The sequence below is a fragment of the Rufibacter sp. DG15C genome, from assembly GCF_001577755.1.
In the GTDB taxonomy this organism is placed as follows: domain Bacteria; phylum Bacteroidota; class Bacteroidia; order Cytophagales; family Hymenobacteraceae; genus Nibribacter.
Genome location: NZ_CP010776.1, coordinates 1,091,704 through 1,105,929 on the forward strand (window position 1 = coordinate 1,091,704; position 14,226 = coordinate 1,105,929).

At 51.7% G+C, this 14,226-nt stretch carries 15 protein-coding genes; 9 read left to right on the top strand and 6 right to left on the bottom strand.

Annotation, left to right across the window (positions count from 1 at the left end; all coding sequences use genetic code 11):
- Positions 1-16 precede the first annotated feature (16 nt).
- Positions 17-568, bottom strand: coding sequence for a hypothetical protein (locus TH61_RS04540; protein ID WP_066506399.1), 552 nt, complete (start codon positions 566-568; stop codon positions 17-19).
- 266 nt (positions 569-834) lie between these two features.
- Here TH61_RS04540 and TH61_RS04545 point away from each other — a divergent pair, with 266 nt between their 5' ends.
- On the top strand, positions 835-4,410 hold the full coding sequence (locus TH61_RS04545) for a BamA/TamA family outer membrane protein (RefSeq protein ID WP_082780294.1): 3,576 nt from the start codon (positions 835-837) through the stop codon (positions 4,408-4,410).
- A 92-nt stretch (positions 4,411-4,502) separates the two neighbouring features.
- On the opposite strand, the gene TH61_RS04550 is transcribed toward TH61_RS04545, so the two are convergent.
- Entirely contained in the window at positions 4,503-4,733 is a 231-nt protein-coding gene (locus TH61_RS04550) for a hypothetical protein (protein WP_231862301.1), read from the bottom strand.
- A 284-nt stretch (positions 4,734-5,017) separates the two neighbouring features.
- On the opposite strand from TH61_RS04550, the gene TH61_RS04555 reads away from it, so the two are divergent.
- Together TH61_RS04555 and TH61_RS04560 are read left to right on the top strand one after the other, a co-directional pair.
- On the top strand, positions 5,018-5,278 hold the full coding sequence (locus TH61_RS04555) for a hypothetical protein (protein ID WP_066506407.1): 261 nt from the start codon (positions 5,018-5,020) through the stop codon (positions 5,276-5,278).
- Positions 5,279-5,301: 23 nt separating this feature from the next.
- Positions 5,302-6,396: an MBL fold metallo-hydrolase gene (locus tag TH61_RS04560; protein WP_231862302.1), complete on the top strand. Its 1,095-nt coding sequence runs from the start codon at positions 5,302-5,304 to the stop codon at positions 6,394-6,396.
- 96 nt (positions 6,397-6,492) lie between these two features.
- Here the strand turns inward: TH61_RS04560 and TH61_RS04565 are convergent, their stop codons facing one another.
- The 3 genes from TH61_RS04565 to TH61_RS04575 form a co-directional block, all read right to left on the bottom strand.
- Positions 6,493-7,230 carry a PRC-barrel domain-containing protein gene (locus TH61_RS04565; RefSeq protein WP_066506410.1) on the bottom strand — a complete coding sequence of 246 codons (738 nt, stop codon included), beginning with the start codon at positions 7,228-7,230 and terminating at the stop codon, positions 6,493-6,495.
- A gap of 28 nt (positions 7,231-7,258) precedes the next feature.
- Complete coding sequence (locus TH61_RS04570) at positions 7,259-7,447, bottom strand: hypothetical protein (RefSeq protein WP_066506411.1); 189 nt, start codon at positions 7,445-7,447, stop codon at positions 7,259-7,261.
- 208 nt (positions 7,448-7,655) lie between these two features.
- The gene (locus TH61_RS04575) at positions 7,656-8,657 is read right to left on the bottom strand and encodes a hypothetical protein (RefSeq protein WP_066506413.1); all 1,002 of its coding nucleotides are present in this window, start codon (positions 8,655-8,657) and stop codon (positions 7,656-7,658) included.
- Positions 8,658-8,803: 146 nt separating this feature from the next.
- Between TH61_RS04575 and TH61_RS04580 the strand changes: the two genes are divergently transcribed.
- From TH61_RS04580 to TH61_RS04605, 6 genes are all read left to right on the top strand, one after another.
- Entirely contained in the window at positions 8,804-9,520 is a 717-nt protein-coding gene (locus TH61_RS04580; protein ID WP_066506415.1) for an SIMPL domain-containing protein, read from the top strand.
- 157 nt (positions 9,521-9,677) lie between these two features.
- Complete coding sequence (locus TH61_RS04585) at positions 9,678-10,826, top strand: ribonuclease D (RefSeq protein ID WP_066506417.1); 1,149 nt, start codon at positions 9,678-9,680, stop codon at positions 10,824-10,826.
- A gap of 15 nt (positions 10,827-10,841) precedes the next feature.
- Complete coding sequence (locus tag TH61_RS04590; RefSeq protein ID WP_066506420.1) at positions 10,842-11,045, top strand: hypothetical protein; 204 nt, start codon at positions 10,842-10,844, stop codon at positions 11,043-11,045.
- Positions 11,046-11,051: 6 nt separating this feature from the next.
- The gene (locus TH61_RS04595; RefSeq protein WP_066506428.1) at positions 11,052-11,438 is read left to right on the top strand and encodes a hypothetical protein; all 387 of its coding nucleotides are present in this window, start codon (positions 11,052-11,054) and stop codon (positions 11,436-11,438) included.
- A 224-nt stretch (positions 11,439-11,662) separates the two neighbouring features.
- Positions 11,663-11,902, top strand: coding sequence for a hypothetical protein (locus tag TH61_RS04600; protein WP_066506430.1), 240 nt, complete (start codon positions 11,663-11,665; stop codon positions 11,900-11,902).
- Between the two features lie 526 nt (positions 11,903-12,428).
- On the top strand, positions 12,429-12,875 hold the full coding sequence (locus tag TH61_RS04605; protein ID WP_066506432.1) for a hypothetical protein: 447 nt from the start codon (positions 12,429-12,431) through the stop codon (positions 12,873-12,875).
- Between the two features lie 12 nt (positions 12,876-12,887).
- Here TH61_RS04605 and TH61_RS04610 read toward each other — a convergent pair whose 3' ends face one another.
- The gene (locus tag TH61_RS04610) at positions 12,888-14,117 is read right to left on the bottom strand and encodes an NAD(P)-dependent oxidoreductase (RefSeq protein WP_066512525.1); all 1,230 of its coding nucleotides are present in this window, start codon (positions 14,115-14,117) and stop codon (positions 12,888-12,890) included.
- Positions 14,118-14,226: the final 109 nt, after the last annotated feature.

The following is a 14,226-nucleotide window of genomic DNA, read 5'->3' on the forward strand; positions in this document are numbered from 1 at the left end:
GAAATTCTTTCTTCCGTCACTTCCACTTTATTGGCAAGCCCAACTTTCTGGCCGCATAACCCGCCGCCGAGGCATGCACCAAGGGCAAGACGGCATTCACTTCATCCTCAAACTCTACATATAAATCTTCATGCAGCTTAGCCAGTTTCTGCAAAGCTTCTTCCAAACGCTTGGCTAAAAATTGGCCCAAGGCCTCATTGGAGCCGCTCAAGGTATGCAGATGCTCTTTTTGATGGGTCAAGGTTTCCTGGAGTAATTGAAGCAACAGACGTATCTCGCCTTCCACGTCATTGGTGATCTTAACATGGTGTGCTAGCAAGGGACAGACCTGCCGCAAGCAAATCAAGAGCTCGGTAGCATTATAGTAAAAGCCTTGGGTGTGGGTTTGGAGGTGCGCTTGCAGAATTTGACGACGGGTGTCTAAAGCGTCTTCGCCCTCCAGCAGTTCATAGGCCAATTGTTCCTGTAGAACAGGGTTGGCGGTGAGCAATTGTAGGAGCAATTTATCTTTTCTGGAGGCGGGCAGTTCTACCACGGCTTTCCTGAGGGTCTTGTCTAATGCGGGCATAGGGTAGCGTTACGAATATACAACACCCACAGTCCTTAAATTATTCCCAAAGACCTGTTTCTCCTCCTATTCTCAGCCTTATTTTCAGGGATATCTGGGGTACGCAAACATAAATTCAACCCAAAGGCGGCTAACCTGCGTAAACACGGCAAACAGGGACTAAGCTCCTTTGAGAACCCGTGCCCTTTTACTTCCGTTTTCAGCCTATTTCCCATAAAATAGCCCAAAAACGACCTTTCGTAAAAGAGCTCAGAACTTACCACACTATGAGAATACACTTACCCCGCTGGGTAATCCGCTTATCGTTTGTCACTTGTGCGCTTCTACCCGTGAGCAGTTGGGCCCAGATGGCAGCCCTGCCCTCTTCAGAAGTAACACACACCGTTTTGCTGGCCGGACGATGGGCACCCAACCAATCCACTGCTGCACCCTTGCCTTTGTTACAGAAGCAACTGCAACAGGCTGGCAAAAAGAGCACCCTGGTTTTTATAGGCAACCCGTTTCAGCCGGCTAGCCTGCCAGGAGTTTCTGCACCAGACAGACCCGCGTTAGAAGCCAAACTGCGCGCCCAACTCCAATACCTGCAAGGCTATCAAGGCAAAATCATTGTCATGCCCGGCGAGCACAACGCCAAAGGCAAGGTGGTGCAGGAAGTAAGAAACCAGGAACGCTATCTTTCTCAGGTGCTGGGCAGTGACAAACTGATTCTACCGGAGAATGCCTGCCCTGGCCCCACCGAAGTTCCCCTTACAGATGATGCCCACTTATTGCTCCTGGACACGCAGTGGCTCATGCCCAACCGCCGCATGGACGACAAGAAAGAAATGCGCGGCTGTGAGATTGTAGGCGGCACCGCCACCATGGCTGCCGTAGATGACGCCCTGCGCAGCAATGAAGAAAAGAACCTGCTGGTGGTCATGAGCATCTCCCCCGAGATGAAAGGCCTGGAGTACAAACTCATGCACCGCCAACTCTCTCAGATATATGCCCCTCATGCAGGACTGGTTCACGTAGAGGGCAATTCCAACGGCTTGCAGCACCGTACCAAAGACAGCCTGCATTACGTGAGCGCTGGCTTGGGAGAAGACATCAAGCCAGTCAAAGACACCAATCCAGTCCATGCTACCAATACGCCCGGTTTTGCCAAGGTGCTGTACCTGGCCAACGGCGAGACGTGGCTGGAGATTTGGACCGCCCCAGATGTTCAGAGCGCCCAGGGACAGGTAGCCTACAGAGCCAAGCTCTCCCAAAAACCCACCACCAAGCAGCTAGAAGCTAAAATCAAGAAAATGAACCTGAGCTTTGTGGGCAAGACGGCTACCTTAAAAGCCAGCGAAGTCTACCAGGCCAGCAAGTTCAGGCATTGGCTTTTGGGAAAAAACTACCGGCCAGAATGGACCGAGCCCGTGGCCTTGCCCGTGTTTGACATAGGCACCCATAACGGCGGTCTAAAAGTTGTGCAGCGCGGCGGCGGATTCCAGACGGTGTCCTTGCGCTTAGCAGACAGCACCGGCAAGGAGTACGTCTTGCGTTCCGTAGAGAAGTACCCAGACGCGGCCCTGCCGGCGGTGTTTAGGAAAACCATTGCCGCCGATGTGGTGAAGGACCAGATCTCGGCCTCGCACCCTTACGGCTCTCTGGTGGTGACGCCGTTGGCGGATGCTGCCGGCGTATACCATACCAACCCGCAGTACTTTGCCATTCCCAATGACCCGCGCTTTGGTAAGTACTTGAAAGGCTTCGCCAACACCATTGGTTTGTTTGAAGAGCGGCCAGATGAGGACATGTCCCATTTGGCAAGCGTGGGCAACTCCAAAAATGTGGTGAGCACAGAGAAGGTCTTGGAGAACATCCGCGAAGACCAGAACGACCAGATTGACCAGATGAGCCTCTTGCGCGCCCGCCTGTTTGACTTCTTCATCGCTGACTGGGACCGCCACGATGACCAGTGGCGCTGGGCCGAGTTCAAGAAAGACGGCAAGGGCAAAGTCTATAAGGCCATCCCGAGAGACCGCGACCAGGCCTTCTTCGTGAACCAGGGCGTGATTCCTAACATTGCCAGCCGCAAGTGGATTCTGCCCAAGGTGCAGGGATTTGACGAAAGCCTGCGTGACATTGAGGGCTTTAACTTCAACAACCGCTACTTTGACAGAAGCTTTTTAACTGGGCTGGAGCGTAAAGACTGGCTGGCCATGGCTGATAGCCTAACCGCGTCGCTCACAGATGAGGCCATTGACAAGGCGGTGCGCGCTTTGCCAGAAGATATCTACAAACTCTCTGGACAGCAACTAGCCAGCACCTTGAAAGCCCGCCGCGCCTCCATTAAAAAAGACGCTGAGGACTATTATGAGTTCCTGGCCAAGCAAGTGGACGTAGTGGGCACAGACCAACCTGAGTTTTTTGAGGTACAGCGCCAGGCAGACGGCAACACGTTGGTGTCTGTGTTCAAAAAAGACTCGGCTTCTGCTCAGTACAAAGCAAAAGACATTATCTACCAGCGCCAGTTCCTGCCCGCAGAGACAGATGAAATACGCTTGTACGGCTTAGGCGGCAATGACCACTTCTTGGTAAAAGGCCGCGCTGAGGAAGGCATAAGAGTACGCATCATTGGCGGCGAAGGAAATGACCAAGCCATTGACAGCTCTAACGTAGAGGGTCTGCGCCGGCTTACCTATGTCTATGACAAGCCAGACGGCATTTCTATTGATGCCGGCACTGAGGCCCGGGACTTCACCCACCGCCGACCCACGGCAGAGTATGACCGAAAAGCCTACAAATACAATTACCTAGGACCGTTGGCTTCCTTCCAGTTTAACCGAGATGACGGCTTCTTGCTGGGTGGCGGAGTATTGTTAGAGAAACAAGGCTTTGAAAAGCAGCCGTTTGCCATGCGCCAAAGATTGACGGGCAGTTACGCCTTTGCCACCAGCTCCTTCTTGGTAGACTATGCCGGCCACTTCACAAGAGTGCGCCTGGGCTTGGACGTAAAGCTGAATGTCAATTTCAAGTCGCCGGGCTTCTCAGACAACTTCTTCGGGTTTAGCAATGAGAGCGCGTATAACCCAGACATTGACATTGAGTACTACCGTTACCGTTCGTCGCAGCTGTACGTGAACGCTTTGGCTGGCAAACGGATTGGCGAGCACGCTACGTTTTTTGCTGGGCCCGTTTTCCAGACGGTGAATGTTGAGCGTACGCCAGATCGTTTCATAACAACGGTCCCAACTACAGAGAAGCGGTATGAGAACTTCAATGACCCGAAGGCCTACGCTGGCGCGCGCCTTGAGTATGTTCTGGATTCCAGAGACGTGGCGGCGTTGCCGGCCAAGGGGATTCACTGGACGGTAGGCGCAGATTTCATGAAAGGCACCAAGACGGGTTCAAAAGATTTTAACCGGGTCAACTCTGAATTGTCTTTGTACCATACCATCAGGATTCCGTTTAAGCTGACCTTGGCCACGCGCTTTGGCGGCGGGCACACCTTTGACAGTGACGGAGGAGATGATTTTGAGTTCTTCCAGGGCCAGCACCTGGACGGCTTGAACACCTTGCGCGGCTACAGAAGAACCAGATTTACCGGCCAAACCGCGTTCTATAACAACACAGAGGCTAGGTTGCGGCTATTCAGCTTTACCACCTACCTGTTCCCGGCTACGGTGGGCATATTCGGGTTTCATGACATGGGCCGCGTGTGGGTAGAAGGCGAGAATTCTAAAGAATGGCACACGGGCTACGGCGGCGGCGTTTGGTTTGCTCCAGTAAACCAAGTGGTCATCTCCTTAGGCTACACCGTCTCTGAAGAGGACAAACTACCCTTAATCAAGGCTGGCTTCTTCTTCTAGAAACCAGCAATCCTGTAAAAACGAAAGGGGCTGACCAGATGGTCAGCCCCTTTCGTTTTTGGGTTATTTCCTGGAAAACAGGCTAAAAACGCCTAGTTCAAGAAGACAGAGAACAATTCAAAGCGGTTAGAAGAGAAGCTCCAGTGTGACGGGCTGGGGTGAATCTCGTCACCAGACTCATCAATGATTGTCACGGCCATTCCTTCTTCCTGGTTCAAAGGCTCTGTAAAATGCTTAACGGTGTAAATGTGCCCTTCCTCAATCCATTCCTCTGGATCAAAGGCAGGCGGGGTAGCATCTATGCATTTCGCATAAACGGCCATATAGCTGGGTGGATAGATCAAATTTACCATGACGTATAAACGGTGAACAGGTGTAAAAAATTCCGGCAGGTCACTCGCCCCCTATCCTTTCTCTTGCAAATTCCTCGCCAAATTTAGGGGCTGCCTTCTGGTTATAACAAGTCTATAATACGAACTGTTTTCCAACTTCCAAAACGCAGCCCTGCAATTTATCTTATTCCCAGGCACCTACTTTTTTTCAGGCACGTACATTTAAATCTGGCTTAGCCAGTTACGTCTCCATTACTCACCTTATCCATAAAGCTATGGCACAAGAAGAAAAAAAGGACCAAAACCTGAATCTGGACGACAAACTGCCCAGGGGCAAGTCCTCTCAACAGGACATGAAGCAAAACAAAAACCAGGAGCCGGGCGCGGGCGCCAAAGGCAACGCCAGCTTTCAGCAGGGCGGCAAGCAGCCGGGCAACAGCCAAGGAGGCCAAGGCGGAAAATCAACCGACCGGGACGCCAACTCGCGGCATGACACAGACAATGAGCAAAGTGTATTTGGCCGGCTAGACAGCTGATGTATCACCTAATCCAGAATTCTATGCAAGACCAGATTCAACAGATATTACAGCAGAAACAGCAATCTACCTTTCCGGTAGCCCCCGGCATTCTGGGGATGGAGATTGTCTTTGTGAACCTCTACTTTGTAGAAAACCCAGACGGCTCCTGGGTGTTGGTAGACGCGGGGCTTTATGCCTCAGCTGACCGCATCAGAAAGGCCGCCGAGGAGAAGTTTGGCAAATCTAATCCACCCAAGGCCATCCTGCTTACGCACGGACACTTTGACCACGTGGGCGCTCTACAGACCTTAGCTGACTATTGGAATGTGCCGGTGTTTACGCACCCATTAGAGTTGCCTTATTTGACCGGCATGTCTAGCTACCCACCGCCAGACTCTAGCGTGGGCGGCGGCGGCATGGCGTACATGTCCTTCATGTACCCTAAAAAGCCCATCAAATTCCATGGCAGACTAGAGACACTTCCGCCAGATGGTTCTGTGCCGTTCATGCCAGAATGGAAATGGTTGGAAACCCCGGGCCATACGCCAGGGCACGTCTCTTTCTTTAGAGAACATGACCGCGTCTTGCTGGTAGGTGATGCCTTTGTGACAAGAAAACCGGAATCTGCTTTGGCGGTACTCACTCAAAAGAAAGAAGTCTGCGGACCGCCAGCGTATTTTACACCAGACTGGGCGGCAGCCAAGGCGTCTGTCCAGAAACTGGCAAGCATTCGGCCTTTGGTAGCAGCTAGTGGGCACGGTCTACCTATGCAAGGTCAGGAATTAGAGCAGCAGTTAAGCGAACTAGCCAGGTTGTTTGACCAATTGGCAGTGCCTAACAAGGGACGTTACGTAAACCACCCGGCCATTACAGATGAGAGCGGTGTGGTAGAATTGCCCCCTACTGTCAAGAACACTGTGCCTAAGGTATTGGCCACCGCTGGCTTGGTAGCCTTAGCAGGCATGGCGGCATACTCAGTGGCCAAGCGAAGCCAGCACAACGGCAAGTTACGGCAGCGCAAGCGGTGGCCAGGCCAAGCCCACACGCAACACGCTACCAACGCCACGGTAGGCAACCTGTACCATCCTTCGGGAGATTATCTAGACATGCCGGACGCTACCAACAACTATCCCTAGCAGAAGCGGGTTGGAATTATAAAAAGAAGAAGGCGAGCCAATTGGCTCGCCTTCTTCTTTTCGTTTTTGGGCTGTTTTCCCAGAATCAGGTGAAAACTAGTATAAGCCCAGCGCTTTTCTCTTTAGGGCCGTGAACTCGTCATGGTTGATGGTGCCCTCGTCTAGCATGCGCTTAAGACGTTCAATGGTGGCAATGTCCCCGTCAATGGCGCTGTTTCCACCCATGCCGGTTGTGCCTGAGCCCATGCCAGAGGACGTAGAGCCCACATTTGGGTTTATGTTACGGTTCATGTCTGCATTCACAGCCGAGCTTCTCTGGTCTATGTAATCATCTTGACGACGCGTCTGGTAGAAACGGCTGTCATCAAAAGACTCATGCTCATAGAACTGGTCATCTGGTGGCGTGGTATGCGAAGACGTGGTCATGAACGACGTAGTAGGACTGGTCACGGCGTGCAGCACGCGGTACTCATAGTCTGGGGTCACCTCGCCGCCGCGGTAGAATGGGTAGCGGGACAAACCGGCTAGCTCCAAACCAGTCACGCGCACCTCATCAGCTGACTCATCTAAATGGGCCGCACCAATGGGCACCAGAATGTGGCGGTCATCGGTGTCTGGCAAGAGCAGGTTGGGATCTACGTCTACGTCCAAGTAGCGAACCTTCATGAGCGTTTGGTCCACGATGAGGTCATCCACTTTGCCAATGCGGCGGCCGTCAGCGCCTACCACTTCCCAGCCGCGCACGTCAAGGTTGTTGTCAGATACTTTAAAATTGCTCAGTTTATGCAAAGGGCGCAGTCGCACTCCCTTTGAATAGTCATTATTGTTTGCCATGTTTCTTTTAGGTTATGAGGTCAGAAACTCAAACGCTCCCTAAGTGATGGGGAGCGACAGGCATTACAAAAGACGTAGGGGCGCCATTGTACTCGGCGGTGTTGTTGTCTTCATTCAGGTATCTGTACAGGGCATAGCCAATAATAGCCAGTACCACAAGCACAATAATCCACAACCAGCCAGAGCGCTTTTTGCGTTCAACATTAATTTCAGCCATAGTTTTATCAGTTTAGGTTAGTCGGCTAAGAAGGCCGTACCTCTGAGTACGCAGGCGGGTGTGAGAGGTTTATCTGCCAGCCCTTACCACGCGCTTGCCCAACCACTTTTAGCTATGGCTCCAAAGAAGCGCGCTCCGTTTTTGGCCTGCTTTCTGGAAAACAGGCCAAAAACGGAGCGCGCACCTCCATGCAATCTCTTCCTTGATTTTATCCTTGCCCCGGGATGGAAGGAAACTCAATAAACTCGCCGGCCGGCGTAAAAAGCATGCTCATGGGATGCTCTGGGTCTTGGAGGATGTCTTCCTGCGTCACGCCCCAACGCGCCCAGGACAGAGCCAGCATCTTGGCGTAGGCGCTGTTCTCCCAAGGGTTGAAAATGACATCGGTAATATCATCAATGAGGGAGTCCATCACCAGCACCTCGTCCTGTGGTTTGGCCGGGCGGGGCAGGTAATCTGGTATGACGTTGAGCAGGTAGGCACCATAGAATACGCGGGCACTGAACTCGGCGGCCTGGATGGGTTGAAGTTTTCTAGGCTCTACTTCGGTCCAGACGCGGCGCATGGCGCGTTTGAGCAGCTCATTGTCCAGCAGGCAGCACACAATCAAGGCATTGTCCATGCGCAGACTGACCATCATGGTGGTCAAATCATCCCTGAACTCAAAGCGGCTGGGCTCTGCGGCAGCGTCTACCTCTACCACAAAAATCGAGCTGGGCAGAAAGTCGGCGAAGGTCATAGGCACCCTGATGGACTGTAGCACCCTAAAGAACGCCTGAAACTTCATGAGCATCTTGGGCTGCTCGCTCACGGCGTACTCTGGCTTGATGAGCGGGTCCTGCTCTTTGATGAGTTCATTGATAAGCGTGCCGTAGAACATCTTGCCCAGCCACTGGAACAGCAACTTAGGGTCTAAGGCGCGCAGACCGGCTACACCTTGTTGGGAGGCTTGCTGCACCTGCTCTTCTAGCGGCTGCACGTACTGCGTCTGACAGCGGCGGCAGCACGGCACCTGAAGCTCCTGGAACTGCACCACGCTCTGGTCCAGCATTCTAAGGGGGCGCTCGGCTATGTCAAACTCCTGCATCAGCCATTGAGGAAACACCTGCGTAACCTGGTCTTGCGTGATGGTGTTGCCGCAGAGAAAACAGGTACGGTACCCAAACCGCATGTTCTCAAAGGGATCAAAGATGGCCAAGTGCTGCTGCATAGAAAGAAAGATAAAACGTACAGACCGCAAAGATACAAATCAAACCTGCGTAAATACACCAAGGCTTGGTTACTTGCGTTGTACCTGCGGGTAAAGGCAGTTCGGCATGGTCCTTGTGTTTGCCCTTGAAACCTAAAATTACATCTATGAAAAAGCTCCTTCCCCTTTTAAGCTTCGCCTTGCTCTCCTTGTTTTCTTTCCAGAGCCAGGCCCAAAGCCAACTACCACCCTTGGTGACCGTGACCGGCACCGGCGAGGTGAAAGTAAGACCAGACCAGATCACCTTTAACGTGGGTGTGGAAGTGCGCGAGAAAACCCTGGAAGAGGCCCGTAAAGTAGCCGACCAGCGCACCGCCGCCCTTATTGCCTACCTCAAAAAGAGCGGTATAGAGGAAAAGAACATCCAGACGGCGTACCTGTCCCTACAGCCCATGTACACCGGCGAGTACGGCCAAAGCACCCCGCAATTTTACATGGCCACCCGTACGCTTTCTGTGACTCTAGAAAAGCTGGACAAGTTTGACGAGGTGATGGCCGGCACTTACAAAGCAGGCGCCAACCGCGTGGACGGTATTTTCTACACCAGCAGCCAATTACTCAAGTACCAAGAAGAAGCCAGACGCAAAGCCGTGCAGCAGGCCAAACAGAAAGCCACGCTGCTGGCCGGCGACTTGGGCGCCAAGATTGGCCGCGTGTACAACATCAATGAAGGCGGCGGACAGGGCCCCATGCCCATCTTCGGGAAGATGGCCAACCAGCGCATGATGGCCGAGTCCATGGCCGGTGATGCCGGAGGTCCTACCCTGGCCGCGGGCCAGATCATCATCAGTTCCTCAGTAGAAGTGAGTTTTCTTTTAGAATAGCAGATCCCTCAAAAGCGCCAGGAACGCCGGTCTTGCCATCTTTTACAGGCGGGGCCGGCGTTTTTGGCTTATTTTCTGGAAAATACCTCAAAAACCACAACGTTGTCTTTGCCTTGCACGTCAAGCAAATGCCAAATCTTTGGTACATTTGAGAGTTATGAATCAACCTGCATTTGTCTTAGAGGGCAGACCAGTATATTTGGTGGAAACGGAAGAGGCCTTGTCTGAGGCAGCGGTCTATCTAAGCCAGCAAGCAGAACTGGCGTTAGACCTTGAATTTGACCAACACCATTATACGTACGGCTTCACGCTCTGCCTTATCCAGATCTCTGACGGGCAGGCTTGCTTTTTGATAGACCCTTTTGCTATTGAAAACCTGCAGCCGCTCTGGCAGGTGCTGGAAGACCCGGCCATCATCAAGATTTTCCACCACGCCAACAATGACCTCATGCTGTTGAGCATGCTGGGCTGCCAGGTACACAACCTGGTGGACACCGCCGTGGCCGCCAAAATCCTCAACTACGCCAAAGCCGCCCTGGGCACGCTGCTAGAAGAAGAACTGGGCTTGAACCTGGACAAGTCGCAGCAGATGAGCAATTGGACCCTGCGTCCCTTGACCAAACGCCAGCTGGAGTACGCCACCCTGGACGTGCTGCACCTGCACCTGCTCAAAGACAAAATGCTAGGCAAAGTGGCAGAACTGGGCCGTCTGCATTGGCTGGCAGAGGAAGACAAGCTCTTGGAATCTATCGTGTTCTCTGTTCCGGCAGACCCGCACTTAAAAATCAAGTTTCCGCAGCGCCTCACGTACTTGCAGCAGTTTATCTTGAAGCCTATCTATGACTTTAGGGATGAGCTGGCTCAGAAATGGAACATTCCGGCGGGTCAGGTCATCAATACGGCTGCGCTCATGGCCTTGCTCAACAACCCAGAAGGCAACTTGAACGAGTGGCTGCACCATACGCGCGGCGTTCATGGCCGTTTGCAGCAGGACCGCTATGAGGCGCAACTACAACGCATCATCAATGGCGCGCTGCAAGAAGCCAAGAAGCGTCAGATTTCTAACCGTTTGCCGTCCAGCCCGTACCCGCCGCGGTTTAAGACCCCAGAGACTGAGGCCCGCAAAGACCAGATATGCCTGGTGCAGAAAGCCCTCATAGATGCCTATGGTGCCTATGCCACGCCGCTGCTCTTGGACCAAAGCATCATCACGCACTACAGCCAGACCGGAGACTTGGTCATTCAGAAAAACTACGCCCGTGAGATTGTCCTGCAAACTGCCGCAGCCATGGGTATTGTGCTGTAAATAGAAAAAAGCGCCATGAGAGCCCTGTTCAACACCCTATTGGCTATTCTGTTTGTGCTGGTGATCTTGAATGTCATTTTCTGGGTGTTGGCCCATGCTCCCGGCTATGAGATTTCATCAGATACTGACCTTAAAACCGGAATCACCCTGTTGGTTCTGGGAACCCTCATTGTCCTTGTTTTCTTCTTAAGAAGGAAATTTGGGTACCGTAAAGATTAAGAAACAATGCCAAAGAAGTCTCAGGAGTTTGGAGTTTATCCGTGGTTTCCGGGGTACGGGTATGCCGCCATCCACCCAGCCAACCGCCGCGAGTTTGAGGTTCTGGAGCCTCACAACAAAGTATTTGAGAAGGTGAGTGAGTTGAACGGCTGGTACCTGCTGCGCTACGCAGACGAGGAGTTCAAAGTGCGTCCAGACTTTTACTCGACTATTCATCCGTTGCCCTTCACCTTCGGGGAGTTTGTACGGCCTGCCAACCAGCCCAAAGGCATGATGGCCCAGATCACTGACATTATCTGGAACATCTCTGAAGACGCGGCCTACTACGGCCTAAGAATTGGCAAGCAACCCCTGGACGGCCTCTACAAGCAAAGCCAGCTCATGCCCGCTTAAAGTCCTAGCTTTTTAACCAAGGCGAATTTCCTCTAAACAAGATGTTTGGCGTGGTTGTAGAATGAAACGCATAGCGGGAATCCCTGCCATGGTTTTTGGCTTACTTTCTGGAAAACAGGCCAAAACCGGAGTTGAGAAAGGTTCTGATTTTCAATGTGTAGCACTTTCTTAATCTTTCTGAGAGGCTTCACGTATACCCATTCCAAAACCAATAAACAGAGACTATGAAAAAAGTAACCAGAGTAGCGGCAGCGGCCTTAGTAGCGCTATCGTTTGGATTTGCTTCTTGTGAATCTAAAACCGCTGACAAAGCAGAAGAAACAGTAGAAACCGCCGGCGATGAAATGGGCGATGCGGCCAACGAAGCTGGTAATGACATAGACAACACCCTTGAAAGCAGAGACACCATTACTGTACAAGACACTACAGTAGATGACGGCGTAGCTGACAAGAAAGACCAATAATCCCCTTAGGGAAAAACGTTAACAGAAAGCCCCGAAGAAATGTCTTCGGGGCTTTCTGTTTTTAACTGGGTAGCCACCCAACAATTGGTCAAGGCCTTTCCCTAGCTGCCTCATCTCTATTCTTTTCCAAAAACGATCAATTCTTAAAATGACATGGGCGATAATTCCTCTGCCGTATTTTGTGTCTAGCTTATTCTTACGTTTCCCTATAGGCAATCACCAGCTGAATAAACATTTGCAACCAGAGCTTTGCTATTGGCCTGTTTTCTGGAAACTAGGCTAAAAACAGAAACGTGTGCTTTACGCCAAAACAAGGTTGGTACATAAAACATAGGAAAAACAGTATTTTTATATCACCCAATTTTCTTGCTAGAAAATCTTGTTTAAAGCCTAAGTATTAGTCACTTACAACTCAACTTAAAAAATTATTAAATTATATTATTTGAAAGAATAGTGCCATATAAAGACTTTCGTTCTACCTTTGTGCGTCCCCTGCTATTAGATTAATCCTTAGCGTAGACATTACGTGACTGTTACCTACACATCTCCTTCTGCCACCATCTCCCAAGATTTAGACCAAAAGATATTGCATTTGCAATGGACGGGGGTAGTTGCGAGTGCCGTTTTTAGAGAAACCCTGGAGCGGGCATTGCAGCTCATCAACAGCTCTCAGCTGCTATACTGCGTGTACAACATACAAGACCTACGGCCCATGCCGTTGCAAGACTATGACTGGGTGGCGTATGAGTTTATCCCCAAGGTGTTGCAGTCTTCCCTAAAGAAAGTGGCAGTGCTGGAATCTGACCAGAACGCCGAGCAACTAAGCCTGCAGCACATGGTATACGCCTCTTATACCTCGCTTAATTTCAAGTTGAAGTATGTAGATGACATTGCCGCCGCCCTTAAGTGGTTTGCCAAAAAGAAGCACGCGCCTGAGGAAGCCATTGCCATGGCCGATGCCTATTCTTTGTAGCTTTTCTTCCCTTTATTTTTGCTCCAGCGTGCCCATGGCATAGTCATGCAGGTACTGGTACCTTTCCGTTAGGACGCCGTTCTTGGCGATAGTAGCCCTTTCTAGCACTCCGTGGGTATCACCATTGATCAAGGCGGGCATGATGTGGGCTATTAACTGCCGTCCAAAATCCACAGAAGCGTTTCTGGGCAGCTCACAGGGCAGGTTGTCTACCGCCATCACCGTGATATTCTTGGTAGAGCTATAGGCCGGCTCCTCTTTCTGAGTCCAGGGGTTGTAATCATAGGCCGGCTCTGCAATGGTAGACGCGCGTTTGGTACTCGGCACGGGGCCATCTACATCACAGCTAATGTCGGCAATGGTGTTGATCTTGAAATCTGGGTCGCGCATGTCTTCCTCAGTGAAGAGCACCGGAGCGGCCGGGTTCCAGTAGGCGCAGACCATGAGCAAATCGGTGACCTTGGCAAACTTAGAGAAGGTGGACTGGTACAGCTGCGGGTTGTGGTAAAAATCCTGAGAGTCCCAGGTGTCTGAACCAGGTTTGGCGTGATAGTCTGAGGAACGCAGCTGCGCAAACACCGGCTCCGCGAACTCCTCATTCAAATACTCAGCCACGGTCACTTGCCGCAAGCCCATGCGCTGCAACACCTCAATGGCGCCAAAGGCCACCCTGCCGCCGCCCGTCACGGCAATCTTAATGTTGGGCAAAAACTTCACCTTGAAGAACTCCTCCTCCATGTCCATCATGTCCACGCACTGGTGCGCGGGCTTCAGGTCAAACAGGTTCCACTTCTTGCCATAGGTGAGCAGCCCGTTGTAGGCGCCCACAATGCCGGCCCATCGTCCAAAAGCCACTTCGCGCTCGCCGTGGTCATTGGTGATGAGCTCATAGTCAATGAGCGTAATGCCTTTTTCTAAAACCGCATGCAGTAGTTTCTGGTTATGAGGTTGTTTCTTGATGGTATGTGAAAAGAAGAAGTAGGTTTTATGCGGGATGAGTTGGTCTACCGGCACCTCCTTGACGCCAAACAGCACATCACAGTTGGTCAGGTCTTCGCGCAGCGGAATGCCCAGGTCTGTGTACTCTTGGTCCTTGAAGCACCGGTGCGGGCTGGGCTGCACCACTAATTGCGCATTGGGGAATTCCTGCAATACCTGCAGACATTTTTTAGGAGAAAGGGGAACGCGTTTGTCAACGGGCATTTTGCCCTCTCTTAAAATGCCAAGCTTTACTTTAGTCATATGCTGCAAATGGAATTCTACTCCAGGTTTAAGGTGCAAATCAAAAAAGAACGTCGCAAACAGGCCAAAGACGGCGCGCTGTCTCTGCAATTTAGGAGGTCTGGGTGTA